Origin of the sequence: Acinetobacter dispersus, from assembly GCF_009884975.1 — a bacterium.
GTDB lineage: Bacteria > Pseudomonadota > Gammaproteobacteria > Pseudomonadales > Moraxellaceae > Acinetobacter > Acinetobacter dispersus.
Map to the genome: position 1 here is coordinate 943,006 of NZ_CP041970.1, position 24,378 is coordinate 967,383.

Sequence of the window (24,378 nt, forward strand, 5' to 3'; positions counted from 1 at the left end):
ACAATTAATTATTGTCGCATCATAGAGAAAAAGTTGATAAGTGGCTACACTTAAGCTTTCAAAATCTCAGCTAGTTTTAGATTTTATTGCAAATGAATACACAACGTGAACAATTGATACAAACTTGGCTTCAAGCCACCCTCCAATCTGATCAATTTGAGATCAACTTTTTGGCAGGAGATGCAAGCTTTCGCCGCTATGCGCGAATTAAGTTACAAAACAAAACATATATGCTCATGGATGCGCCTCCTGAAAAAGAAGATTGTATTCCATTTGTTAGCATTGATGAGTTCTTTGATAAAAATGGTGTGCGTGTACCGCATATCGTTGCGAAAGACTTAACTTTAGGATTGTTGCTGTTAGAAGATTTTGGTGATGTTGTTTTATCAACCTTATTAAATGATCAAACAGTTGATCAATACTATGCACAAAGTTTTAAGCAGTTGATTGAATTACAGCAGATCAACGGTGATACACAATTGCCAGCGTATTCTTATGAGAAGTTGATGACGGAAATGCGTCTGTTGACAGACTGGATGTTGCCATCATTGAAGATTCAGCCGACAGAGCAGCAGTTGGAAACGATTGAGCAGGCTTTTGATTTCCTTGCGATCGAGGCGACTAATCAACCGCAAGTAATTGTACATCGTGATTTTCACAGTCGTAATTTGATGAAAATCGAAAATGAACAAGAGCTTGGTGTAATTGATTTCCAAGATGCAGTGATCGGTGCTGATACTTACGATCTTATTTCAATCACGCGTGATGCCTATGTGCAGTGGAATGCTGAGCGCGTCTACGAATGGTTTGAAGTGTTCTATAACTTATTGCCAGCAGCAGCGAAAGAAAATCGTAGTTTTGAGCAGTTTAAGCGAGATGCAGATCTAATGGCGATCCAGCGTCATTTGAAAATTTTGGGTATCTTCGTGCGTTTATTTGAACGTGATGGCAAATCAGGCTATTTAAAAGATTTACCGCGTGTGATGTGGTATTTGCTTGAAGAAAGCCAAGGTTATGATGAGCTCAATGACTTTATGCAGTTCATTCGTGACATCGTGATGCCGAAGTTTATTGAAAAATATGGTGATTACGAGGTTGCAGCATAATGAAAGCAATGATTCTTGCTGCAGGTCTTGGTAATCGTATGCGACCATTAACATTGCATACGCCAAAACCTTTACTGGAAGTCGGTGGGAAGCCACTGATTGTTTGGCATATTGAGAAGTTGCAAAAAATAGGCATTAGCGAGATTGTTATTAATACGGCTTGGTTGGGTGAGAAACTTGCTGCTGCTTTAGGTGATGGCTCTCAATTTGGTGTAACCATCTTATGGTCACACGAAGGCGAAGGCTTGGAAACAGCAGGTGGTATTATTAATGCCTTGCCATTGTTGGGTGATGAACCTTTTATCTTGGTCAATGGTGATGTCTGGACCACAATGGATTTTTCTTCATTGTTAAATGTTCAGTTAGAAGATAAGCAGGCACATTTAGTGTTGGTTGAAAATCCACCGCAGCACTTAAAAGGTGACTTTATCCTAGCGCATGATTTAGCTTACACTTTTGAGCAAGAGCAACTGGGTGAAGCTTTAACTTATAGTGGTGTGGCTGTTTTTGCACCGCAGATGTTTGCCGGTTTGGAAAATGGCAAACGACCTTTAGCGCCATTATTGAAACAAGCCATGCAGCAGCAGCAGGTTTCAGCTGAAAAGTTGCAAGGAATTTGGGTCGATGTTGGTACGCCTGAGCGTTTGGAGCAGCTTGATCAACAAATCAAGCAGGGCGCATTCGCATAATAAAAAATGCTTTGTCTATCTGTGATTTGCATAAGAAAAGACAAAAACTTAAAGGATTGTGCAGTTTATCATGCTTGTAAATGATTAACTGCATAATCGTTCAACAAGTCCTGCTGTGCCTTGTATCAGAAATCGGTATACTGCACAGCAAGTTTATCGAGATGTCGCACTGTTATGCATCCTTTTTTTCAAGAATTAAAGCAAGGTAGCCAAGCTTTAGGTCTTAACCTAAGTGAAGAAGCCCTAACACTCTTATTGAAATATCAAGATGCGCTAGTGCTATGGAATAAGGCATACAATTTAACGGCGATCCGCGAGCCGAAAGAAATGTTGGTTAAACATTTATTAGATAGTTTAAGTATCTTAAATGATTTGCCCCAAGGTCGTTTATTAGATGTGGGCACAGGCGGTGGTATGCCGGGCATGATCATTGCATTATGCCAACCAGAACGTTCTTGTGTACTATTAGATTCGAATGGGAAAAAGATTCGTTTCTTGAAGCAATTTATTGCTGATTTAAAGCTGAAGAATGTAATTGCAGTTCAAACACGTGTTGAAAATGAAGACAGCATTGGAGAACTTGGTCAGTTCGATGTCATTACAAGTCGAGCATTTGCTTCATTGACCGATTTTGTAGATGCAGCACAACCTTATATGCATCAACAAAGTATCATTGCTGCAATGAAAGGCTTAATCCCAGAGGATGAAGTTGAGCAGATGAAAGATCAGTATTCATGTAAGATCATTGAACTGCGTGTGCCAAGATTGGATGAACAGCGTCATTTACTTTTACTTCAACGTATTCAATAAAAAATATTAAGGGTAGTCATGGCTCAAATTATTGCGATTGCAAACCAAAAAGGTGGTGTGGGAAAAACCACGACAGCAGTCAATCTTGCTGCCTCTTTGGCGATCTTGAAAAAACGTGTTTTGTTGGTCGATATGGACTCACAAGGGAATGCCACCATGGGGTCTGGTATTCAAAAGAATGATTTACTTTATTCAGTCACAGATGTGTTATTGGGTGAAGTTCCAATTGAAACTGCTATTCAAAAAGCAGAAGTCGGTTATAAAGTTTTAGGTGCAAACCGTGAACTTGCTGGGGTTGAACTTGCGATTGCTGAGCAAGACGGTCGTGAGTTCATTCTGAAGAATGCTTTACAAGAAGTAGATGCTGCATTTGACTATATCATTGTTGATTGTGCACCAAGCCTCAGTTTAATTACCGTCAATGCCTTGGCTGCCGTGAATGGTGTGATTATTCCAATGCAATGTGAATACTATGCTCTGGAAGGATTGGCTGATCTGACACAGACCATTGATCGTATACAAAAAGCCCTTAATCCAAACTTGGAAATTGTTGGGGTATTACGTACCATGTATGACGCTCGTAATGCGTTGACACGTGATGTGTCAGCAGAGTTAGAGCAATATTTTGGTAAAAAATTATATGAAACGGTGATTCCTCGAAATATTCGTTTGGCAGAAGCACCAGCTCATGGTTTACCTGTAATCTATTTTGAAAAGAGTTCAAAAGGTGCAATTGCATATTTGAATTTAGCCGCAGAAATGTTGAAGAAAAGTAAAGTGAAAAAAGGAAGTGCTGTATGAGCATCAAAAAACGCGGATTGGCTAAAGGTCGTGGTTTAGATGCGCTATTAGGTTCAATTCAAAAAGAGAAATTGCAACTTGAAGCACAAGCCTTGGATCATGGTCAACTCAAGCAAATTGATGTCAATTTACTGAAACGTGGTGAATACCAACCACGTAGTTTTATCCAAGAACAAGATTTACAAGAGCTTGCAGCATCGATTGAAAAGCATGGTGTAATGCAGCCGATTGTGATCCGTCCTGTGGATGATGAGCAACATCCTTACGAGATTATTGCGGGTGAACGTCGTTGGCGTGCTGCCCAATTAGCTGGTTTGGTTGAAATTCCAGCGATTGTACGTGACTTAAATGACCAAGTCGCAATTGCTTTGGCGTTGATTGAAAATATTCAACGTCAAGATCTCAATCCGATCGATCAAGCAGTCGCTTTACAGCGCTTCCATGATGAATTTGGTTTAAGCCATCAAGAAATTGCAGATACGGTAGGCAAGGCACGTACCACGGTGAGTAACCTGTTGCGCTTGTTGAGCTTGGCTGATCCGATTAAAGAGTTAATACAGCAAGGTCAGATTGACATGGGACATGCCCGTGCGATTCTGACGCTAAAAGTAAAAGATCAAATTGCAGTTGCGCAAATCGTAATTGAAAAAGGTTTGTCGGTACGTCAAACTGAACAGTTGGTTCGTGAGTGGAGTGAACCAAAACCTGAAAAGGAAAAAGCTCAAATATCTCCAGATATTGAACAGTTGACTCAGAAACTATCTGAGCGTTTCGGAGCGAATGTTAAAATTGACCATAACCAAAAAGGTAAAGGGAAAATGGTCATTCACTACCACTCATTGGATGAGTTGGATGGAATCCTCAATATTTGCTTACCTAACTAATATTGAGGGTGCATCCTTTTATATTTTAGATATTATTGGGGAATAATATGTGGGAACTTGTGAAAGCGGGCGGTTGGTTAATGCTGCCCCTTATTCTTTCATCAATTTTTACGGTTGCCATTACAATTGAACGATACATTCGTTTAAAACGGTCTCAAGTGTTACCACAAGCCTTGCTTGTGAGTGGTTCTGATGTGGATGCAGTCATTACACGATTAGAACAAGAGGATGCTCAAAAAAGCCCATTAGGACGTATTCTTAAATCTGGTTTTGATCAGCGAGAACAAGGTGAGCAATTTGCCCGCGCTCAAATGGAAGCAACCGCGTCTCAAGAAATCAGTTATCTCGAAAAAAATATTAACTTCCTTGGAACTTTGAGTGCAATCGCACCTTTACTGGGATTGCTTGGTACTGTTTTGGGAATTATTGAGTCATTTTTGGTGATTGATGTTGGCTCTGCTGGTAATGCCAGTATGATGATGCCAGGTATTTCTAAGGCCTTAATTACAACAGCTGTCGGGATGCTCATTGCAATTCCTGCTATGATTGCATACCGTTATTTCCAGCGTGTTGTACATGAATATATTGCTGAATTAGAGCAACAGTCTACCTTGTTCCATGCTGCACTTTTCTATAAAAAAGCGGCTCATGTACAAGAACACCGTCGTGCAAGCTAAGCCGAGGTGGCATCATGAAGTTTAAACGTTCTCAAGTTGAAGATATTCATATCAATTTGACGCCAATGATTGACTGTATGTTATTTATTTTGGTGTTTTTATTATTATCAACGACTTTTAGTCAACAAAGTCGTATTAACCTGACTTTGCCCGATGCGCAAGGTGTTCCACCTAAACAATTCGATCACAAAATTGAAATCATGGTAGACTCCACTGGGCATTATTCTGTGAATGGTCAAGCGTTATCAAGCAAAGATATCGCGGATTTAAGCACAGCGATTAAGCAAGTTGCACAAGATCGTCGTGATTTTATGTTTATTATTGCTGCTGATGCCAAAGCTGCACATCAGGATGTGATTCGAGTGATGGATGTCGCAGGTCAACTCGGTTTTGTTAACGTCAATATCAGCACCAAAGTTCCAACGAGAGGTTTTACTGAGTGAATCAGGATTTTAAGGTTTATGTCCGTTTAATATCGTATTTAAAATCTTATTGGGGCGTTGCCTTATTAGTCTTACTTGGTTTTGGAATCAACGCAGCGACAGAGGTTTCCGTCGCAAAGCTATTGAAATACATCATTGACGCTATTCAAGAAGGTAGCCGTAGCAATCTGGATTGGTTTCCAGCACTGATTGTTCTATTGATGTTTTTCCGTGGTGTTGGCCTCTTTCTCGGTGGTTACTTTTCCGCGGTTATTTCACGTAGCTTGGTGTTTAGCATTCGTCAGGAAGTGTATGCAAAACTGTTAAGATTGCCAGCGCAATATTATCTGGATAACAGTGCGGGTCATATCAGCGCAAAGTTGATGTACAACGTTGAGCAGTTAACTGCGGCTTCATCTGAATCTCTACAGACCTTGATTAAGGATGGCTTGATCGTTGTTGGTTTATTGAGTTATCTACTCTATACCAACTGGCGATTAACCCTGTGTATTGTGGTTTTCATGCCTTTTATTGGGATATTGGTCAGAATCGCATCTAAGAAAATGCGTAAATTGTCGATCCAAGTACAAAATACCATGGGTGATGTAAACCATGTGGTACAAGAAACCATTACTGCAAACTCGGTGGTAAAAAGCTTTACTGGCGAAGAATTCGAACAGAAACGTTTTTATAAATCGTCTGAAGAGAATTTACGTCGCGGTTTGAAAATGGTGGTGGTGCAAAATATTAATAGCCCGATCATTCAGCTGCTATTGTCGATGGCAATGGCGATTATTCTTTGGCTTGCGTTACGTCCACAGGTTTTTGGTGATACCTCTGCGGGTGAGTTCATTTCATTCATTACTGCTGCAGGCTTAATTTCTAAGCCTGTAAAGAACTTGACTGATATCAATGAAAAGTTACAACGTGGTTTAGCCGCAGCACATTCAGTATTTGAATTGTTGGATACACCTGAAGAAGTGAATAATGGTCAGCTTAGACCGGTCTTAAAGGGAAATATCCAATTCGATCATGCAAACCTACGCTATGAAGATGGTACGCATGCAATCAAAGATTTCTCTTTAGATATTAAAGCCGGTCAAACTGTTGCTTTAGTTGGCCGTTCGGGTGCAGGCAAGACGTCATTAGTGAATATGTTGCCACGTTTTCAAGAGTTGAGCGAAGGTCAAATCTATTTTGATGGCATTCCAGTCCAAGATATTGAGCTGGCTTATTTACGCTCACAAATTGCGACAGTGAATCAGCAAGTTGTGTTATTCAATCGTTCGGTACGAGATAACATTGCCTATGGTCAGTTACAAGACTCAAGTGATGATCAAGTGATTGCCGCGGCTAAAGCTGCTTATGCACATGACTTTATCATGAACTTGCCACAAGGTTATGACACTATTCTTGGTGCACAAGGTTTGAATCTCTCTGGTGGTCAGCGTCAACGTATCGCAATTGCAAGAGCAATCTTAAAAGACTCTCCAATCCTGATTTTAGATGAAGCAACAAGTGCGCTTGATAATGAATCGGAATACTTCATTCAACAAGCATTTGATAAAGCAATGCAAGACCGTACAACGATCGTCATTGCACACCGTTTATCTACAGTTGAAAATGCGGATTTGATCGTAGTAATGGATAAAGGTCAGATTATTGAGCAAGGTACACATGCTGAGCTTTTAGCAAAACATGGAATGTATTACCAATTGCATCAACGTAATTTCGAGGAAAACTAAGTATGTCGATGGCGCAGCGTCTTCAGGATGCTTGGAATGAACAAGCTTCGTGGTTGGTGGTGTTGCGCCCATTGTCATGGTTATACCGATTCGGGTTTTGTGCGAATAAAGCGCTTTATCAACATGGGATTAAACCTGTATATAAAGCGCCTGTACCTGTTATGGTAATTGGAAATATTACTGTAGGTGGCAGTGGCAAAACCCCATTGCTAATTCAATTAGTCAAATATTTACAACAACATCATGTCCGAGTGGGTGTAATTAGCCGAGGTTATGGTGGTGAAGGTCCATTCCCACTTTTGGTCACTCAAAGATCTGAGCCTGATGCTGCTGGTGATGAGCCTTGTTTGATTGTTCAATCTACCCATGTGCCAATGGCTGTGGGTCCCAATCGTCAAGCATCTATCGAGTTGTTATTGGAAAATGAGCAGCTAGATCTAATCATTAGCGATGATGGTTTGCAGCATTGGGCTTTGGCACGTCAGATTGAATGGATTGTATTGGATCAAAATCGTGGTTTAGGAAATGAGAAATTATTGCCAGAAGGTTATCTACGCGAGCCTAAGTCACGTTTAAGCGAAAGTACTGTGATTGAGCATACTAAAATTGCGCAAGCACAAAGAAATATGCATTTAGCGGTTGGTCAACCTTATCTTCTAAATGCAAATACAGATACAAATTGGTTTGATCCCAATCAATATTTCAATGCTGTTGTTGGAATTGGTTTCCCTCAGCGCTTTTATCAAACATTAGCATCTTTGACTGTACAGCAATATCAGGCACATGAATTTCCAGACCATCATGATTATGAAATTGATGATTTAATATTCGAAAATCATGATGCCATTATTACCACGGAAAAAGATGCCGTAAAGTTTAAAACTTTATTAAAGCAACATCCTGAGTTTACTACCCCAATTTGGGTCGTACCCGTTGAAGCTGTTTTGTCAGCAGATTGTTATGACCTGTTAAAACAACAATTACAGCACCTCGGTATTCAATTTTCTTAGAGAGCGACCATGAAACATATCGTCATTCCAGCTCGTTTTGCGAGTTCTCGTCTACCTGCAAAACCATTACTCCTCATTCATGGTCGCCCAATGATTCTCCGTGTTGTCGATCAAGCAAAAAAAGTTGCTGGTTTTGATGACCTTTGTGTTGCTACGGATGATGAGCGTATTGCAGAAGTTTGTCGTGCTGAAGGTGTTGATGTGGTTCTAACAAACCCAAATCACCCATCGGGTACAGATCGCCTAAGTGAAGTCGCACGTATCAAAGGTTGGTCAGCAGGCGATATTATTGTGAATGTCCAAGGAGATGAACCATTACTTCCCGCACAACTTGTACAGCAGGTGAGTCAGCTCCTGATTGATCATCCACAATGTGCGATGTCTACCTTATGTGAACCCATTCATCAGCTTGAAGAGTTTCAACGCGATAGTATCGTTAAAGTCGTGATGAGTAATCGCAATGAGGCATTGTATTTTAGCCGTGCAACCATTCCGTATGATCGAGATGGCGCTAAACAGGCTGAACAGCAACTGCATAATCAAGCTTTCCGTCATTTAGGCTTATACGCCTATCGTGTCAAATTGCTACAAGAGTATGTCACTTGGGAACAGGGGCAGCTTGAGAAATTGGAAAGCTTAGAGCAGCTTCGTGTGCTAGAAAATGGTCATCGTATTGCCATTGCTGTGGCAGAAGCAAACTTGCCTCCTGGTGTTGATACGCAAGCGGATTTAGATCGATTAAATGCAATGTCTGTGAGTTTATTTGAATAATATTATGGTCGATACTCAATCAACAGTGATTTACCCATGGCATGCACAAACGTGGGAATTGTTAAGTACCCGATTTCCAGAACTTGGGCATGGCCTATTATTTTACGGAAAGAAGGGCTGTGCGAAGAAAGAATTCGCGGAACGGTTTGTCGCTTGGGTATTGTGTTTGAATAAACAGCCTCATCAGGCGTGTGGTGAGTGTTCGAGTTGTCAGTGGTTACGGTCAGATACTCATCCAAATTATGTGCATATCACCACGGATGAAGATAATAAAAAACAAAACGCCAAAATTAAAATTGAAAAAATCCGAGAACTTTTGCCTTTTGTTCAGCAGACTGGTGAAGGCTGGCGCGTTGTAATGATTGAACCTGCTGAAGCGTTAAATACCGCATCCGCAAATGCATTGTTAAAAACTTTAGAAGAACCGGGTGAAAAAGTTGTCTTGATCTTGCTTGCAGATCATTATTTAAAACTTCCTGCAACGATTCGGAGTCGATTACAGCATTTTGCCTTGGACCGAATGACAGTTCAGGATGCACAAGCATTTGTACAACAACAGATCCCGGAGCTTGCAACGGAACAGGTCAAACTATTATTAAATCTTGCCAATGATATGCCACTGACAGCCATTGAGATTGAAAAGAGTGTGTGGTTGCAAAAACGAGCTTTATTTTTGAGTGATTGGCTTAAGTTGGTTGCTGAAAAAAATATGCCTTTAAATTATTCAAATAAGTGGTCTAAAGAACTGAATTTTTCTGAATTTATCACCATGTTTGAATATCTTTTAGCGGATATTGTGAATTTAAAATTGAATCAATCGTTAAAAAATGATGATTTAGATTTTAACGCATTGGCAGAGTTTTATAGTTTGGAAGCGCTATTTACACTTTATTCAGATTTGCAGCAAAAGAAATTAATGGTGGAACAAAATGTGCAAACACAATTGGTTCTCGATGAGTTATTCATTCAACTTATGAATGTTGCTTAAGTCATTTTAAAAAACAGAATTAATTTAGATTTTATTAAATAAGTTTTATTAAAATCTTAATAGATGCTTGTTTTTATTGAGTTTATGTAATTTTTGTATATAAATTGTTCGGGGCTCTTTAAACCTTATTAAAAGCATATAAAATGTGAGTTACTTCACAATAATATTAAAAAATAAGGAATATAGAGATGAAAACAACATTTATCGCGATTGCTTTATCACTTACCATGATACCAAGCATTACAAAAGCTGAACCAAAATTTGTATCCAATATTAATGGCTCATCTTTTGAAATTAATGCTTCAAATTTTGGGGCACAGGCATACGAGTGTGTTTATAGCTACTCCTTTAATCATCCTCAAAGTTCTGCTGGAAATCAGTTTAGTGGTAAGTTTTATATTGAGGCTGGAGTCAACAATATTTCAGTGATTACACGAAATACAGATCAAATGATTAGTAAGTTAAACTTTGATTATAAATGCACTGAAAAATGAAATGTCTAGATCTGAAATCTGATTAGATAAAAACCGCTCTTAAGGGCGGTTTTTTTTATGGCAAAAAATTTCCACTCCGAAGAATGTTAAAAATTCACATCTATTATTAAATATGTTATTTTTTCACATGGCGCTTTGCTATGTACTTTAGGGAATTTTGATATGCAAATAAAAACATTTTTAGTCGCTTTAAGCTTTCTTTCATTGAGTGGTTGTCAGACTTTAGACTCGGCCATGTCTGCAACAGATGGGATACTGAATAAAACTGGAGATATTTTGAGTGGTGACTTTCGCGGTTTAGGGCCAGCAAAGAAGGCAACCTTATCTGAAATATGGAAAGACTGGCAGCAAAATGAAATCACTGCAAAACGAAAATGGGATTCACAACGCCTTGAAGTACCGGGAATTATTACTCGTATTACTAAAACGGGTGAGATTATCTCTCAAAATCAGATTGCGATTATTTTTAAAGATCCAAGCAATGGGAAGTGCAAAGGGCAAGGACTTACCCGAGATGATTTGAAAGTAAATACAGACAAAATCAGTAATTTAAAAGTCGGCGATCGAATTGTCGTCACTGGTGTATTAGGTACAACAGAATCAAAGTGGGCGACCCAAGGCGAATGCTGGTTCTCATTTGATAAGGCAGAAATTGTAAAGGCGACAAAATAGTTTAAAAGAGATATAGCAAGCCAGTTTTGCTATATCTCTTTCATTCGCAATCTAATTGGGATGTTGTTATCGAGTTCTATAGCTTTTGCGATTGGAGCAGGCTAAGTCAAGTTTCATATTAGCCTTACCTAGCCGCTAAAGCATTCATCTCTATTCAGGTCAAGTCGTTTTTAGGCTGATCGATCTTTTTATTGGTTTATCTAAATTGCACTGAGATTTTAACTTACGTGATCAGGGTTTGTTTTTTGCTTAATTCGAGCAAAAGATGCATTAAAACCCATATCCGTCTATATTGCGGGCCTTTCTATTATCCTAATCATTCATAGTGCTGTCATAAGATTTTAAATAACGACTTATACAATGCACTATTTACGCTAATTGTAGCTATTTGGGTTGTTTTACAAGGCTTTTGCTGAAACAGCATTTGTTGTTTGCTTGATTGTTTTCTATAATCAGGTCATAAATAACGTATAGATCTTTATTGAACGGTCACCAATTGAAATTCTATAAATTTTATCAAAATGAATGATATTTTTTAGATTTATCAATGGTATAAAATTATTAGTGTTTTAATCGCTTAAGTATTTAACAGGGGAATGTTATGCAACCACAAATGATGGGCGGAATTATACAGGTCAATATTCCAGACAAAGCAACATTACAATCTAGTTTTATGCCTTTTGTTGTAGGCGGTGGCTTGTTCGTACCGACGAAACAAGCCGTTAAAATGGGACAGGAAGTTTTTGTATTGGCTACCTTACCTGAACAATCACAAAAAATTCCGTTAACAGGTAAAGTGATCTGGATTTCGCATAAGCAGACACATTTTAAGCCACAAGGATTTGCAATCCAACTTGTTGGTGAAAAAGGTGTGTATTATAAAAATGAAGCTGAAAAGTTATTAGCGGGTATGAAAGGCTTGGATCGTCCAAGTTATACGATGTAGTTGTAAATAGAATAGGAAGAAAGAGTGTTTGTTGATACGCATTGCCATTTAACCATGTTAGATCTAAGTCCTTATCAAGGGGATTTGGATCAAGCACTTGAACAAGCTCGACTTGCAGGTGTTTCTAAATTCATGGGGATTTCAGTTGATCTAGAAGATCATATTAAATTGGCAGAAATTGCAGCCCGACATGAGGATGTTGGTTATTCTGTAGGGGTGCATCCATGCGAAGATGAGCACATCATGGCACGTGCTACAACGGATTATCTCGTTAATCTTGCTCAGTCAGACAAAGTGTGGGCTTTGGGTGAAACCGGTCTAGATTATTATCACAGTACTGATTTTGTAGATGAACAGAAGCGCTGCTTTGCACGTCATATTGAAGCATCGAAAATCGTTAAAAAGCCTGTAGTGGTTCATACGCGAGCAGCAAAACACGATACTGTAGATATCATTCGAGCGGAACAATCTACACATGGCATCTTGCATTGTTTTACCGAAGACTGGGAAACGGCAAAGGCTGTGCTAGATTGCGGCTATTATATTTCCTTCTCAGGTATTGTCTCTTTCAAAAATGCGCAGGACTTGCGTGATGTGGCTAAAAAGGTACCGCTTGATCGCTTGCTCATCGAAACGGATAGCCCTTATTTAGCACCAGTACCATATCGTGGTAAAACCAATGAACCGAAATACGTTCCTTTTGTAGCAAAAGCGCTAAGTGATGTATATGATAAATCGGTTGAAGAGATTGGCATGATTACAACGCAAAATTTTGAGAATCTCTTAAATTTGAAATAAACGGTTTAGTTGTACTAGGAAAGAGAGTTATTACGTGAAAATGGATCGTCAAGCTCAGTTTAGAGCACGAGAAGTATTAATTTTTCAAATCGCGGAGCAACTCCTATTAGAAAATGGTGAAGCTGGCATGACGCTTGATGCTTTGGCAGCAGAGCTGGATCTTGCCAAGGGTACGTTATACAAGCATTTTCAGAGTAAGGATGAGCTGTATATGTTACTCATCATTCGTAATGAGCGAATGTTACTCGAGATGATTCAAGATACCGAAAAGGCTTTTCCAGAGCATTTGGCTTTCTTTATGCTGCATCATTTACATCATCCTGAGCGTACAGCGTTATTTCACCAAATTGAAGAACGTCTCTCGACCACTGGACAGGGTATTCAATTACTGTTTAGTGAGTTGTATAAAGTACGAAGACAGCGTTTGCGTATTATTATCCGAATGACTGAAAGTTATTTGCTCGATATCAATAGTACGATGACAACACGTGATTATCTTGCATCAGTTTGGTCGTTGACCTATGGGGCTGCGGTTATCCTGAACTCAAGTTTCTATCAGCGTTATTTGGGTTCGAGAGATACATTGCGTGTCGCTTATATAGAGCAAGCTTTAGCATTGCCAAAGCTACTTGAACAACCTGTTCCATAGTCGAAAATATAATGAAATCACCACAGAGATTACAAACAGGTTTTACGCTTATTGAGGTCATGGTGGTGATTGTCATTATGACAATTATGGCATCATTGGTCGTCTTGAATATTGGTGGAGTCGATCAACGCCGAGCGATGCAAGCCAGAGAGATGTTTATTCTGGATCTCAAAAAAATTAATAAAGAAGCGACCGATCAAGCCAAGGTATTCGCTTTAAATACTCAAAACGCTACTGATGTTGCACCATTTAGTTATAATTTATTTGAATATCATGATCAAAGCCGTGAACAAATTCAGCAGGCCGATCGTACTTGGCAACTTTATAAAGAGTTTAAAACACGTCAATTACCAGATCGTGTCTCTTTTAGTATTCAAAGCTTAGATGTTGAAAATTATAATAAAGCAAAAAATGAAGATTTATTGGGGGGCAGAGCGCCTCAGCTGATTTGGTTTGGGAATGGCGAGGTGAAACCTGTCCGGATCCAGTTTTATTATGAGCAGCAACCGATTGGCCACGAGTTTGCCTTAGATCACTTGGGTAAAATAGATGAAAATTAAATACTCAGAAGATCTTTCTTTGCGTTCTTACAACGTTAACCTTTGTACTCGAAGCATAGCTTCTCGTCTTTCAGAAGGACCGAGACCTGTTCACTTCGAGCATAGCTCTTTGTCTTCTTGCGGAGCTGTGCTTCTCAGGGAGAAACGTTGTTTCACTAATCCTGCAACTCGAAGCATAGCTTCTCGCCTTGCAGTAGATTTGAAACACCACACCTCAAGCATAGCTTTCGGTCTTGCAGCAGGGCCGAGCGGTGCTCGGCAGAGACCTGCTTCAGGATTTACCCTACTCGAAGTGATGGTGGCCTTGGCGATCTTTGCGGTTGCGGCAATTGCCTTAACTAAAGTTGCCATGCAGTACACACAGTCAACATCCAATGCGATCTTGCGGACCAAAGCACAATTTGTGGGAATGAATGAAGTCGCAATGATGGAAATTAATCAGGAATGGTTGGAAGGAACGCAATCAAAGCAAGTCACCTCTCAAGGTGAAACCTGGAAAATTGACAAAAAAGCCCAATCCACCATTAGCCCCAAGATACAGCGTATCGAATTGCAAGTCAGCTTATTTAATAATGAGCAAGGTAAGGTTGAGGCGGGTATTACCAATCTTGTGTTCTTTAACTATCCAGCAAAGGCTAGAACACAATGAAATATACACGCTCAGGATTTACCCTCGTTGAATTGCTGGTTGCGATTGCAATTTTTGCGGTACTTTCTATGTTGGGTTGGAAGGTTTTTGATTATTTATTAAAAGTAAAAGACCGTAATGCGGAGCATGAGTTGCACTTATTTGCATTGCAAGATGCCTATCAGCAGGTGTTAAGGGATAGTCTGCAAATTATTCCACTTACAGCGAATGATGGACGACAACTGCAAGCAGCTTTGCTATTAAATGATCGAAGTTTTGTATTTAGTAAGGCAGGTGTTTCGGATCCATTAAAGCAAGGGCTGTCACCCTATGAGCGTATAGAATATCGTTATGATTCTGCACAGAAGAAAGTATATCGACTGAAATATTCGAATCTCAATATCCCGAATCGTGTACAGCCTGTTTCAAGCACCTTACTGGAAAATGTAGATCAATTTAAAGTACTGGTTTTGAACCCACAAGAATTGACGCAATGGCCAGAAAATAGTGATCCAAACAATATTGCTGAGCTTAAAAAATTGCCGCTGGGTATCAAGATACAGCTGACCGTTGCAGGTACAGACTATGAATGGATTTATAGCTTGTTGAATACGCAGGCGTATTTGCAGGCGATAGGAAATTCAAATGCCACGGGTGGAGGTACAAATCCACCAAATAATAAAGATGGATCAAATTCATCCAATCCTACTCAACTTCCAACCCAATGAGCAAGAGGCATATTCAGTGATTAGAAAAGCTCAACGTTATGGAGTTGCTCAGCGTGGCATTGCATTATTAACTATTCTGGTGATGGTTGCTTTGGCAACGATTCTTGCTGCGACCATTGCTAAACGACAAACCAATACCTCTGAAAATACAGGGTATCTGATGCGTCAAGATCAATCTTTACTGTATGCAAAAAGTGCTGAGGCCTTCTTCTCTGAACTCTTGATTCAAGATAGTGATAATGGAAGCAGTATTGATCATCTGCAAGAAAATTGGGCCAAACCTATGCCTCCATTTCCTGTTGAAGATGGCTCTGTTTCTGGACGGTTAATGGATGAGTCAGGCAAGTTCAATCTTAATAATTTGGTTAAAGCAGATGGAAGTCAAGTGGATGACTCTGCCCGTCGTTGGTTTGAGAAGTTGCTACAACGGGTTGGCTTGCCAGCAGAATTGAGTCAAGCGGTAATTGATTGGCAGGATGTCGATGATGAAACGACTGGGGCAATGGGTGCTGAGAGTAATTATTACCAAGGATTAGATCCTGCATATTTGGCGCCGAATACCAAGTTTCATAGTGTGGAAGAGTTGAAGCTAGTCAGAGGCTTTGAAGGAAAAAATTACGATTTGATCAAGCCCTATGTCACAGCGTTGCCAGAACAAACCAAAGTAAATATGAATACGGCACCAGCATTATTGCTTGCCAGTATTGATCCGAAAGTTGATGTTAAATCAGTTGAACAAGAGCTTAAAACCAAGCAAGTGAATTTGACCTATTTCAATAATGTTGATGATTTATGGAAATTAAGTGCTTTTTCTGGCATAGATGAGCAAAATAAAACAGATGCTGCTGCTTTGTTGGATAGTAAGTCTAATTATTTTACTGCACAAATTGAAGTTGTTTTAAGCGAACGGAAACGACAATTTACAAGCGCTTTGGTTCGGAAAGATAAGCAAGTCTTTGTATATTCAAGAAGTCTTTCGCCTTTTTACTGAGTTTTGATATTGGTTTATCAAATGGTGACAAGATTTAAAATCAATCCCAATGCACGTTTTTTTGCTTTATAATAAAATCCGTTTGCAGATAAAGATTAGCTTGGTGCATGTTAATTCGTAAATTGTTTAAATTTGAAAATGCTCATATTGTACGTAACTGTACATCGGATCGCTGTAAGCGTTCGATTCATGGGCATAGTTATAAAGTTGAATTATTATTAAAAGCGTCAAAGCTCGATCACGGACAAATGGTTTATGATTTCGGCTTACTCAAAGGCGTGATCAAAGAGTTGTATGATAGTTTTGATCATGCAATTTGTTTTTGGCAGAAAGATGATCCTGCCTATATTGATGCATGTAAAACATTCAGTGCGCGTTGGATCGGTTTGCCTGTTTCACCATCGGCAGAACAGTTTTCACGTATTTTCTTTTATCTTGCTCAGCAGGTATTAAACTCAACAACCACTCAAAATGGTGAGGGTGATGTTGAAGTTTATTCTGTGATCGTACATGAGACAGAAACGGGTTATGCTCAAAGCTTTCAAGAAGATATCGATAATGAGCAAATGGGTGCGTTGAGCCTAGATCAAATCGTATTTTCAGAGCAAGTACAGGCTGAATGGAGTGATGTTCAGATGTATGAAAACCTGAAAAAAGGAATCAAGTTCCAAAATCCAAACGTAGAATTACAAGTTAATATTTGAGTGCTTTTCACCCAAGTGAGTGAACTTCTTTTCAAGGAATATGGATGCAATTTACTGAACAGCAACAGGACAAATTAAGTAAAGTTCAGTTGGACGAGTCTTGGAAAATCTCATTGTCAGAGTTTTTACTTAGTCAAAAAATGGATAACTTACGTGAGTTTTTACAACAAGAAAAACTTGCACAGAAAACGATTTATCCACCAAGTAAACAGATTTTTAATGCGATGAATACAACGCCGCAAAGCGCTGTTAAAGTCGTGATTTTAGGACAAGACCCATATCATGGTCCGAATCAAGCCAATGGTTTGAGTTTTTCGGTACAAAGAGGGGTTGCATTACCGCCGTCTTTACGTAATATTTTTCATGAGTTACATACGGATTTAGCCGTGCCTGTTTCACGTCATGGTGATTTGAGCAAATGGGCGGAGCAAGGTGTGCTGTTACTTAACAGCGTACTGACGGTAGAAGCTGCACAACCGACTTCACATCAGAAACAGGGATGGGAAGACTTCACTGATGCAGTCATTGATGTATTAAATGAACAGCGTGAACATATCGTCTTTATTTTATGGGGAGCTTATGCTCAACGTAAAGGTCAACGCATTGATCGTAATAAACACCTTGTGCTAACGGCAGCACATCCATCACCACTTGCTGCGAATCGTGGTGGTTTTTTCGGCTGTAAAGTATTTTCTAAAACCAATCAATATTTGAAACAACATGGCATTGAGCCTATAGACTGGCAATTGGACGCATAATGACTTCTCCTGATTTAAATAGCTATCATCCAGATTTAGTTATTGAACATGCAAAAAATGGTTGGCGAATCATTCGTCTTAATCGACCTAAATCTTTGCATGCTTTAGATGAGCCAATCGTAAGTGCTCTACTTCAAGTTTTTGAAGATTTTCACGTAGATGAAACTGTTAAAGCAATTTGGTTTGATTCGACAACACCAAAAGCATTTTGTGCAGGTGGAGATGTACGTAAATTACGCCAGTTGGTGATTAATCAGGAAGTTGATGCAGCGAACTTGTTCTTCCAGCAAGAATATGCGCTTGATTTACTGTTGCATAATTATGCCAAACCAATCGTCGTTTGGGGTGAAGGTTATGTCATGGGTGGTGGGCTTGGTCTATTTATGGCTGCGCCATTCCGTCTAGTCACACCATATTCACGTTTGGCAATGCCAGAAATCAATATCGGTTTATACCCTGATGTGGGGGCAAGCCGTTTCTTGGCTGATCGTGGTCAAATTGGTTTGTTTACTGGCTTGACGGGTTCCATCATGACGGCAGCGGGTGCATTTAGCATTGGTTGGGCAACACATATTTGTGAAGCGCAGCGTGATAATGTGCTTCAAAAAGTCTTGAATGTCGATTGGAACCATTATCCAGCAGGTGCATTCAGAGCCATTGATGACACTTTAAATAGTTTGCATCGCCCAGTTGCTTCTGGTCCATTACAAAACTCAATTGATGTAATTCATAGCGTATGTCGTGGACAAAGCTTTGAATATGATTATCAATCCATTATTGGTTTGAGTGATGCAAGTAGTGATTGGTTGCGTCAAGCTAGTGAAAACTTGCAAAAAGGCTCTCCAAGCACAGCTGCGATCACATGGCTGTTATGGCAATGGGGTAAACAAGGTCATGCATGGGATGAGGTGTTTGCATTAGAAGCACAGATTTCTGATTGGAAGATTCGTCATCCTGACTTTGTTGAAGGTGTTCGTGCTCGTTTGGTTGATAAAGACTTGTCGCCAGAATGGAAAGCAACTGAGCAATTAAGCTTAAAAAGTATATTAGGTGACTGTGCTCCTGTGACCAATATTGAGAGCTGGAATGCTTTATTAAAGCAATACGGTGTAATTGCCTGATTGTTATGAGTTCTGAAAATTTTAATGATGAATATTGGATGCAGCTTGCCTATGAGCAGGCTGCATTAGCAGCAGCGCAGGGGGAAATACCCGTCGGGGCAATTCTGGTCAGCAATGGACAGGTAATCGGTGCTGGATATAATGCGCCAATTAAATTGTCAGATCCAACCGCGCATGCAGAAATACAAGCTTTACGTGCTGCCTGTCAGTCTTTGAATAACTATCGCTTGCCCGATGATACAACACTTTATGTAACGCTTGAACCTTGTACTATGTGTGTGGGTGCATTAATTCATGCACGGATACAGCGTGTGGTTTTTGCTACGACTGAACCCAAAGCAGGTTCATTGGTGAGTGCTAGACAACTGCTTGAAAGTGGTTATTACAATCATAAATTTGTCTTTGAACAAGGCTGCCTGCAAGCGCAATGTTCATTGCAGTTGAGTAATTTTTTCAAACAAAGAAGAAATGAAAAGAAGAAAATCCGTTCGTCAAAAACGTCCTTAAATGATTAAAAATGCCATATGAGTTGTGGCAAACTAAGCCTCCGATGATTTTGGGTCACATCAAAAGGCGAACTTATGCGTAATGCAATCACCGTACAAAAAGAATTTAACGCACCGATTTCTGAAGTTTTTGACTTGCTGTCAAAACATGCCACCTATAACAAGGCATTTGCACCTTTACAGGTTGTACGTGTCAAAGATTCTGCTGATCCAAAACGTCCTGATGGTATCGGCTCAGTTCGTCGTATGGGCTTTGGTCCAATCAAACCACTTCAAGAAGAAATTACTTTATTGGAAGAAAATAAACGTATTGAGTATAAATTAATCAACAACCCTTTGGTGAAACATCACTTGGGGCAAATTGATTTTAAAGAAATCACTCCTTTTATTACTTTGGTGACGTATAAGATTGAATTTACAGCAAAAGCACCTTTAGTAAGCAAATTAGTTCTTGCACAACTCAAAGCAGCGATTACACTAGGTTTTTCAAAATTAGCCAAATCAGTTGCTACATAAGAGATGGGAATGACAGTTCATATAATTACGATTGATGGTCCAAGTGGTTCAGGTAAAGGAACATTGGCTGCAAAAATTGCCGCACATTATGGTTTTAATTTATTAGATTCTGGTGCGTTATATCGTTTACTTGGATTGTCATTGTTCCAACGTGGTCTACTGGATCAGATTGATGCACATTTAGATGAATGTGTTGAATGCGCTACACATTTGGATATCGAGTTTCAGTCCTCAGAAGCTGTGACAAAGATTCTTCTGGAAGGTGTTGATGTCACCAATACAATTCGCACTGAACAAGTGGGAGAGTATGCGTCTAAAGTTGCAACTGTTCCTGAATTAAGAAAGGCATTATTTGCGCGTCAGCGTGCATTTATACAAGCGCCAGGCTTAGTGGCAGATGGGCGCGACATGGCAACTTCGATCTTTCCAGAAGCTCAAGCCAAGATTTATTTAACGGCTTCGGCCGAGTCTCGTGCTGAACGACGCGTAAAACAGTTGCAGGGCATGGGTCTTGATGCTAAAATAAGCGACATTTTATCTAACATACAGGCTAGAGATAAAAGAGATATGGAGCGTACAGTTGCTCCACTTAAGCCCGCTGAGGATGCTTATGTCATTGATAGTTCTACAATAGGCATCAATGAAGTGTTTCAGTTGATGGTTGACTATATCAATAGCCGTATAAAATAGATACACAATTTTTTTATCAGTTGAAGCATTGCTTGATCAGATTTTTTGGACAATGTAACAACTTAACTAAACCGGCCTTGTCTGATCCAAGACCGCGGACTTTATCAGGTATATCATGACCGAATCTTTTGCAGCCCTCTTTGAAGAAAGTGAATTAAACCTCAACGTTGAAAAGGGTGCAGTCATCCAAGGTACTGTTGTTAGTATCGATTCTGACTGGGTTACTGTTGACACTGGCCTTAAATCTGAAGGCGTAGTTGACCGTGCTGAATTTTTAAATGAACAACGTGAACTTGAAGTTCAAGTTGGCGATACTGTTGACGTAGTTGTTGAAGCGCTTGACAACGGTATGGGTCAAACAGTTTTATCACGTGAAAAAGCGAAACGTGCTGAAACTTGGACTAAACTTGAGAAAATCTTTGAAGACGGCGAAATCGTTACTGGTGTTATCTCTGGTAAGGTTAAAGGCGGTTTCACTGTTGACATCGGTCCTGTACGTGCATTCTTACCAGGTTCTTTAGTTGACACTCGTCCTATCCGTGACACGACTCACCTTGAAGGTAAAGAGTTAGAGTTCAAAGTAATCAAACTTGATGCTAAACGTAACAACGTTGTTGTATCTCGTCGTGCAGTTATGGAAGCTGAATCTTCAGCTGACCGTGAAGCATTGCTTGCTCAACTTGAAGAAGGTCAAACAGTTACTGGTACAATCAAGAACCTTACAGATTACGGCGCGTTCGTTGATCTTGGTGGTATTGATGGTCTTCTACATATCACAGATATGGCTTGGAAGCGTATCAAGCATCCTTCAGAAGTTGTTGAAGTTGGTCAAGAAGTTACAGTTAAAGTACTTAAGTTTGACCGCGAGCGTAACCGCGTATCTTTAGGTCTTAAGCAATTAGGCGAAGATCCATGGTTAGCGATCATGAACCGTTATCCTAAAGGTTCTATCGTTAAAGCACGTGTTACTAACTTAACTGACTACGGTTGTTTTGCTGAAATCGCTGAAGGCGTTGAAGGCTTAGTACACGTTTCAGAAATGGACCACACGAACAAAAACATCCACCCATCTAAAGTTGTTCAGATTGGTGATGAAGTTGATGTTATGGTTCTTGAAGTTGACGAAGAACGTCGTCGTATTTCATTGGGTATCAAACAAACTCGTGCTAACCCATGGGAAGAGTTTGCTAAAGCAAATGAAAAAGGCGAAAAAGTTTCTGGTACGATCAAATCAATCACTGATTTCGGTATCTTCATCGGTTTATCTGGTGGAATCGACGGTCTAGTACATTTATCTGACATTTCTTGGAACGAACAAGGCGAAGAAGCTATCCGTCGTTACAAGAAAGGTGACACAGTTGAAGCAGTTATCTTATCTGTTGACGCTGAAGGTAACCGTATCAGCCTTGGTATCAAGCAATTAAACAGCGATCCATTCAATGACTTCTTGGCTGCGAATGAACGTGGTGCTTTAGTTAAAGGTACTGTGACTGCTGTTGATGCTAAAGGTGCTACAGTTAAATTAGCTGATGACATCGAAGCGACTCTTAAAGCTTCTGAAATCAACCGTGATCGCGTTGAAGATGCAACTAAATTCTTAGAAGTTGGTCAAGAAGTTGAAGCGAAGATCATCAATGTTGATCGTAAATCTCGCTCTATCAACTTGTCTATCAAAGCGAAAGACGAAGCTGAAGAGAAAGAAGCGGTGAACACTGTTCGTCAAGCTGCTGCAACTCAACCAGCAGACAGCAATGGTCCTAAGACTATTGGTGACTTAATTAAAGCTCAAATGAAGTAATTTGTTGAAAGGTACGTTTCTTGTAACAGAGATGTACTTTTTATACAAAAATACTGCAAACGGTAGCGTAGTAATTATATACTGCGCTACCGTTTTGTATTTAAACAGGTTATTATTAAAAACATTGAAAAGTAGCAATAATTAAAGAGGTCATCAATGACTACTGAAGCACTTAATAAATCTGATTTAATTGAACGGATTGCACTTAAAAACCCACACTTAGCTGAGCCTTTGGTTGAAGATGCAGTTAAGATTATGATTGATCAAATGATCGAAGCACTTTCAAGTGGTGATCGTATTGAAATCCGTGGTTTTGGAAGTTTTGCTTTACATCACCGTGAGCCACGTTTAGGACGTAACCCTAAAACAGGTCGATCTGTTGATGTTGCGGCGAAAGCAGTTCCACACTTTAAACCTGGTAAAGCACTTCGTGATGCAGTAAACGAATCTGGTGAATAAGAATTGAGGTGTTTATGCGTTATGTATTAATTGCATTACTTGTTGCCATTTTTGGTTATTCACTCGCTCTGGTTCTTCAAAATCCAGCTGAACTACAAGTAGATTTATTATTTACCCAAGTTCCAGCAATGCGTTTAGGTCTTCTCCTTTTATTGACTTTAGCATTAGGTATTGTGGTTGGTTTATTACTCGGTGTTCAAGTTTTCCGAGTTTTCCAAACTAGCTGGGAAATTAAACGACTTCGTAAAGACATTGACTATCTACGCAAAGAGCAAATTCAGTTGGCACAACAAGCTGCCGCAGACGCTGCTGCAAGTGTAAGACATGAAAAAACAGTGTTGGATATTAATCCTGAGAGTCAAACTCGTACGCCACTGTAATTAAGAATATTTATAGGGTTGTAAAGTCTGAAGATTTTAGAACCCCATTAAATGGCCCTTTATTGGATTTAAAGGGCCATTTTTTATGGAAAGCCTAAATATCTTAAAGTAGCAGTAATGAGCATGGCCACGAGAATAACAACGATGAGTGAATATTTTTTCCACGCAAAAATGATTGCAACGAAAACGCCAATGATTTTACTGATGCCACTAAAATGGGTTTCAGTAAAAAGTGTATTAAACACTGCTAGGGTAAACAGTAGGACACAAGCAGAATCAGCCAGTAGTTGTTTATGATGCTCTTTGAATGTCATCCGATTGGCTAAATAAAAACCTGAGTAGCGAATCAAATAGGTACCAAGCGCAAGCACAACAATTCCAACGAAGATATAACTTTCACTATATTTCATTTTGACTTGCCTTTTAATAGTAGACCTAACATGGAAATAAGTACGGGTAAGCCTGTTGGCAGTAAGGGAATTGATGCCAGAGATAATGAGCTGCCTAAAAATACACGGTGTCGTGTGGTTTTATTCTTAAGCATAGGCAAGATTAATGCGAAAAGAATGGCAGGAAATGCAGCATCAATACCAAATACGTAGATATCAGGAATGTTTTTACTTAATAGATAACCTATAAAAACACCAATTGGCCAGAGAATAGCAATCCCTAATCCACACATCCAATATGCTTTTTGCTTGGCTTGATCTTCTTGTTGGCTCAATCCAAACATGACGCTTTCATCATTCATAATATGGCAGGCAATAAATCGATAAGCATTCTTTTCAATAAATGTTGCAACGGATAAACCAAATGGTAGATGGCGTAGGTTGATCAATATACCAGTCAATGCTGCAAAAATAGGATTGGTACCCGTTGCAACCATACCAATAAATGTAAATTCTGCAGCGCCAGCGAGTACTGTGAGTGATAGCAGCAAAGGAATCCACATCGGTACATCGAAGCTTGCAGCAACTGAACCCAAGGAAATGCCCACAATTCCTGTTGCAACTGAAATCAGTACGATGGCTTTGATTAGATTAAATTGTTCTTTATCTTGCATCATTGGTTTCTATA

31 protein-coding genes are annotated in these 24,378 nt (G+C 39.6%); 29 read left to right on the top strand and 2 right to left on the bottom strand.

The genetic code is table 11. From position 1 onward, the window contains the following. Positions 1 to 92: 92 nt before the first annotated feature. The 29 genes from FPL17_RS04105 (at position 93) to FPL17_RS04245 (ending at position 23,301) form a co-directional block, all read left to right on the top strand. On the top strand, positions 93 to 1,106 hold the full coding sequence (locus FPL17_RS04105; protein WP_151715231.1) for an aminoglycoside phosphotransferase family protein: 1,014 nt from the start codon (positions 93 to 95) through the stop codon (positions 1,104 to 1,106). Further along, positions 1,106 to 1,795: an N-acetylmuramate alpha-1-phosphate uridylyltransferase MurU gene (murU, locus tag FPL17_RS04110; protein ID WP_151715230.1), complete on the top strand. Its 690-nt coding sequence runs from the start codon at positions 1,106 to 1,108 to the stop codon at positions 1,793 to 1,795. Before FPL17_RS04105 ends, murU begins: the two co-directional genes overlap by 1 nt. A 174-nt stretch (positions 1,796 to 1,969) precedes the next feature. After that, complete coding sequence (gene rsmG, locus FPL17_RS04115) at positions 1,970 to 2,605, top strand: 16S rRNA (guanine(527)-N(7))-methyltransferase RsmG (RefSeq protein ID WP_005212683.1); 636 nt, start codon at positions 1,970 to 1,972, stop codon at positions 2,603 to 2,605. An 18-nt stretch (positions 2,606 to 2,623) separates the two neighbouring features. Next, a complete protein-coding gene (locus FPL17_RS04120) occupies positions 2,624 to 3,406 on the top strand; it encodes a ParA family protein (protein WP_005187941.1) in 783 nt (260 codons plus the stop codon). Beyond that, positions 3,403 to 4,290: a ParB/RepB/Spo0J family partition protein gene (locus tag FPL17_RS04125; RefSeq protein ID WP_159883440.1), complete on the top strand. Its 888-nt coding sequence runs from the start codon at positions 3,403 to 3,405 to the stop codon at positions 4,288 to 4,290. Before FPL17_RS04120 ends, FPL17_RS04125 begins: the two co-directional genes overlap by 4 nt. A 47-nt stretch (positions 4,291 to 4,337) precedes the next feature. Then, positions 4,338 to 4,967, top strand: coding sequence for a MotA/TolQ/ExbB proton channel family protein (locus FPL17_RS04130; RefSeq protein WP_005187949.1), 630 nt, complete (start codon positions 4,338 to 4,340; stop codon positions 4,965 to 4,967). A gap of 14 nt (positions 4,968 to 4,981) precedes the next feature. Then, positions 4,982 to 5,410, top strand: a complete 429-nt coding sequence (locus FPL17_RS04135; RefSeq protein ID WP_004806616.1) for an ExbD/TolR family protein — start codon at positions 4,982 to 4,984, stop codon at positions 5,408 to 5,410. Then, entirely contained in the window at positions 5,407 to 7,134 is a 1,728-nt protein-coding gene (gene msbA / locus FPL17_RS04140) for a lipid A export permease/ATP-binding protein MsbA (RefSeq protein ID WP_151715227.1), read from the top strand. Before FPL17_RS04135 ends, msbA begins: the two co-directional genes overlap by 4 nt. Before the next feature lie 2 nt (positions 7,135 to 7,136). Then, positions 7,137 to 8,144 carry a tetraacyldisaccharide 4'-kinase gene (gene lpxK / locus FPL17_RS04145; protein ID WP_159883442.1) on the top strand — a complete coding sequence of 336 codons (1,008 nt, stop codon included), beginning with the start codon at positions 7,137 to 7,139 and terminating at the stop codon, positions 8,142 to 8,144. A gap of 9 nt (positions 8,145 to 8,153) precedes the next feature. After that, the gene (kdsB, locus tag FPL17_RS04150; protein WP_159883444.1) at positions 8,154 to 8,915 is read left to right on the top strand and encodes a 3-deoxy-manno-octulosonate cytidylyltransferase; all 762 of its coding nucleotides are present in this window, start codon (positions 8,154 to 8,156) and stop codon (positions 8,913 to 8,915) included. A 4-nt stretch (positions 8,916 to 8,919) separates the two neighbouring features. Beyond that, positions 8,920 to 9,903: a DNA polymerase III subunit delta' gene (locus FPL17_RS04155; RefSeq protein ID WP_159883446.1), complete on the top strand. Its 984-nt coding sequence runs from the start codon at positions 8,920 to 8,922 to the stop codon at positions 9,901 to 9,903. A 188-nt stretch (positions 9,904 to 10,091) separates the two neighbouring features. Next, positions 10,092 to 10,397, top strand: a complete 306-nt coding sequence (locus tag FPL17_RS04160) for a hypothetical protein (protein WP_159883448.1) — start codon at positions 10,092 to 10,094, stop codon at positions 10,395 to 10,397. A gap of 162 nt (positions 10,398 to 10,559) precedes the next feature. Beyond that, positions 10,560 to 11,069, top strand: coding sequence for a hypothetical protein (locus FPL17_RS04165; RefSeq protein ID WP_159883450.1), 510 nt, complete (start codon positions 10,560 to 10,562; stop codon positions 11,067 to 11,069). Between the two features lie 601 nt (positions 11,070 to 11,670). Further along, positions 11,671 to 12,015 carry a PilZ domain-containing protein gene (locus tag FPL17_RS04170; RefSeq protein ID WP_005187977.1) on the top strand — a complete coding sequence of 115 codons (345 nt, stop codon included), beginning with the start codon at positions 11,671 to 11,673 and terminating at the stop codon, positions 12,013 to 12,015. 24 nt (positions 12,016 to 12,039) lie between these two features. After that, positions 12,040 to 12,813 (top strand): TatD family hydrolase, encoded by a 774-nt coding sequence (locus FPL17_RS04175; protein ID WP_159883452.1) that lies wholly within the window; start codon positions 12,040 to 12,042, stop codon positions 12,811 to 12,813. 40 nt (positions 12,814 to 12,853) lie between these two features. Then, positions 12,854 to 13,462: a TetR/AcrR family transcriptional regulator gene (locus tag FPL17_RS04180; RefSeq protein ID WP_032857741.1), complete on the top strand. Its 609-nt coding sequence runs from the start codon at positions 12,854 to 12,856 to the stop codon at positions 13,460 to 13,462. Between the two features lie 11 nt (positions 13,463 to 13,473). Then, entirely contained in the window at positions 13,474 to 14,022 is a 549-nt protein-coding gene (locus FPL17_RS04185) for a pilus assembly FimT family protein (protein ID WP_005187985.1), read from the top strand. A 295-nt stretch (positions 14,023 to 14,317) separates the two neighbouring features. After that, positions 14,318 to 14,671, top strand: coding sequence for a type II secretion system protein (locus FPL17_RS04190; protein WP_266095748.1), 354 nt, complete (start codon positions 14,318 to 14,320; stop codon positions 14,669 to 14,671). Next, a complete protein-coding gene (gene gspJ, locus FPL17_RS04195) occupies positions 14,668 to 15,378 on the top strand; it encodes a type II secretion system minor pseudopilin GspJ (protein WP_159883456.1) in 711 nt (236 codons plus the stop codon). The genes FPL17_RS04190 and gspJ overlap by 4 nt, the downstream gene beginning before the upstream one ends. Further along, complete coding sequence (gene gspK / locus FPL17_RS04200) at positions 15,335 to 16,369, top strand: type II secretion system minor pseudopilin GspK (protein ID WP_171519510.1); 1,035 nt, start codon at positions 15,335 to 15,337, stop codon at positions 16,367 to 16,369. Before gspJ ends, gspK begins: the two co-directional genes overlap by 44 nt. 107 nt (positions 16,370 to 16,476) lie before the next feature. Beyond that, on the top strand, positions 16,477 to 17,073 hold the full coding sequence (locus tag FPL17_RS04205) for a 6-pyruvoyl trahydropterin synthase family protein (protein ID WP_159883458.1): 597 nt from the start codon (positions 16,477 to 16,479) through the stop codon (positions 17,071 to 17,073). 44 nt (positions 17,074 to 17,117) lie between these two features. Next, on the top strand, positions 17,118 to 17,831 hold the full coding sequence (gene ung, locus FPL17_RS04210) for a uracil-DNA glycosylase (protein ID WP_005188001.1): 714 nt from the start codon (positions 17,118 to 17,120) through the stop codon (positions 17,829 to 17,831). Continuing rightward, positions 17,828 to 18,952 carry an enoyl-CoA hydratase/isomerase family protein gene (locus FPL17_RS04215; protein ID WP_171067238.1) on the top strand — a complete coding sequence of 375 codons (1,125 nt, stop codon included), beginning with the start codon at positions 17,828 to 17,830 and terminating at the stop codon, positions 18,950 to 18,952. The genes ung and FPL17_RS04215 overlap by 4 nt, the downstream gene beginning before the upstream one ends. A 5-nt stretch (positions 18,953 to 18,957) precedes the next feature. Next, positions 18,958 to 19,467: a tRNA adenosine(34) deaminase TadA gene (gene tadA / locus FPL17_RS04220; protein WP_151715218.1), complete on the top strand. Its 510-nt coding sequence runs from the start codon at positions 18,958 to 18,960 to the stop codon at positions 19,465 to 19,467. Positions 19,468 to 19,533: 66 nt separating this feature from the next. Then, positions 19,534 to 19,974, top strand: coding sequence for an SRPBCC family protein (locus FPL17_RS04225; RefSeq protein ID WP_005188009.1), 441 nt, complete (start codon positions 19,534 to 19,536; stop codon positions 19,972 to 19,974). A gap of 9 nt (positions 19,975 to 19,983) precedes the next feature. Then, a complete protein-coding gene (gene cmk / locus FPL17_RS04230) occupies positions 19,984 to 20,664 on the top strand; it encodes a (d)CMP kinase (RefSeq protein WP_151715217.1) in 681 nt (226 codons plus the stop codon). A 115-nt stretch (positions 20,665 to 20,779) separates the two neighbouring features. Then, positions 20,780 to 22,462 carry a 30S ribosomal protein S1 gene (rpsA, locus tag FPL17_RS04235; RefSeq protein WP_005053831.1) on the top strand — a complete coding sequence of 561 codons (1,683 nt, stop codon included), beginning with the start codon at positions 20,780 to 20,782 and terminating at the stop codon, positions 22,460 to 22,462. Positions 22,463 to 22,618: 156 nt separating this feature from the next. Continuing rightward, positions 22,619 to 22,921, top strand: a complete 303-nt coding sequence (locus FPL17_RS04240) for an integration host factor subunit beta (protein ID WP_005153429.1) — start codon at positions 22,619 to 22,621, stop codon at positions 22,919 to 22,921. A gap of 14 nt (positions 22,922 to 22,935) precedes the next feature. After that, on the top strand, positions 22,936 to 23,301 hold the full coding sequence (locus FPL17_RS04245; protein WP_004806665.1) for a lipopolysaccharide assembly protein LapA domain-containing protein: 366 nt from the start codon (positions 22,936 to 22,938) through the stop codon (positions 23,299 to 23,301). 83 nt (positions 23,302 to 23,384) lie between these two features. Here the strand turns inward: FPL17_RS04245 and FPL17_RS04250 are convergent, their stop codons facing one another. Both FPL17_RS04250 and FPL17_RS04255 read right to left on the bottom strand, forming a co-directional pair. Beyond that, positions 23,385 to 23,711 carry an AzlD domain-containing protein gene (locus FPL17_RS04250; protein WP_005188015.1) on the bottom strand — a complete coding sequence of 109 codons (327 nt, stop codon included), beginning with the start codon at positions 23,709 to 23,711 and terminating at the stop codon, positions 23,385 to 23,387. Beyond that, a complete protein-coding gene (locus FPL17_RS04255; RefSeq protein ID WP_151715334.1) occupies positions 23,708 to 24,364 on the bottom strand; it encodes an AzlC family ABC transporter permease in 657 nt (218 codons plus the stop codon). The genes FPL17_RS04250 and FPL17_RS04255 overlap by 4 nt, the downstream gene beginning before the upstream one ends. Positions 24,365 to 24,378: the final 14 nt, after the last annotated feature.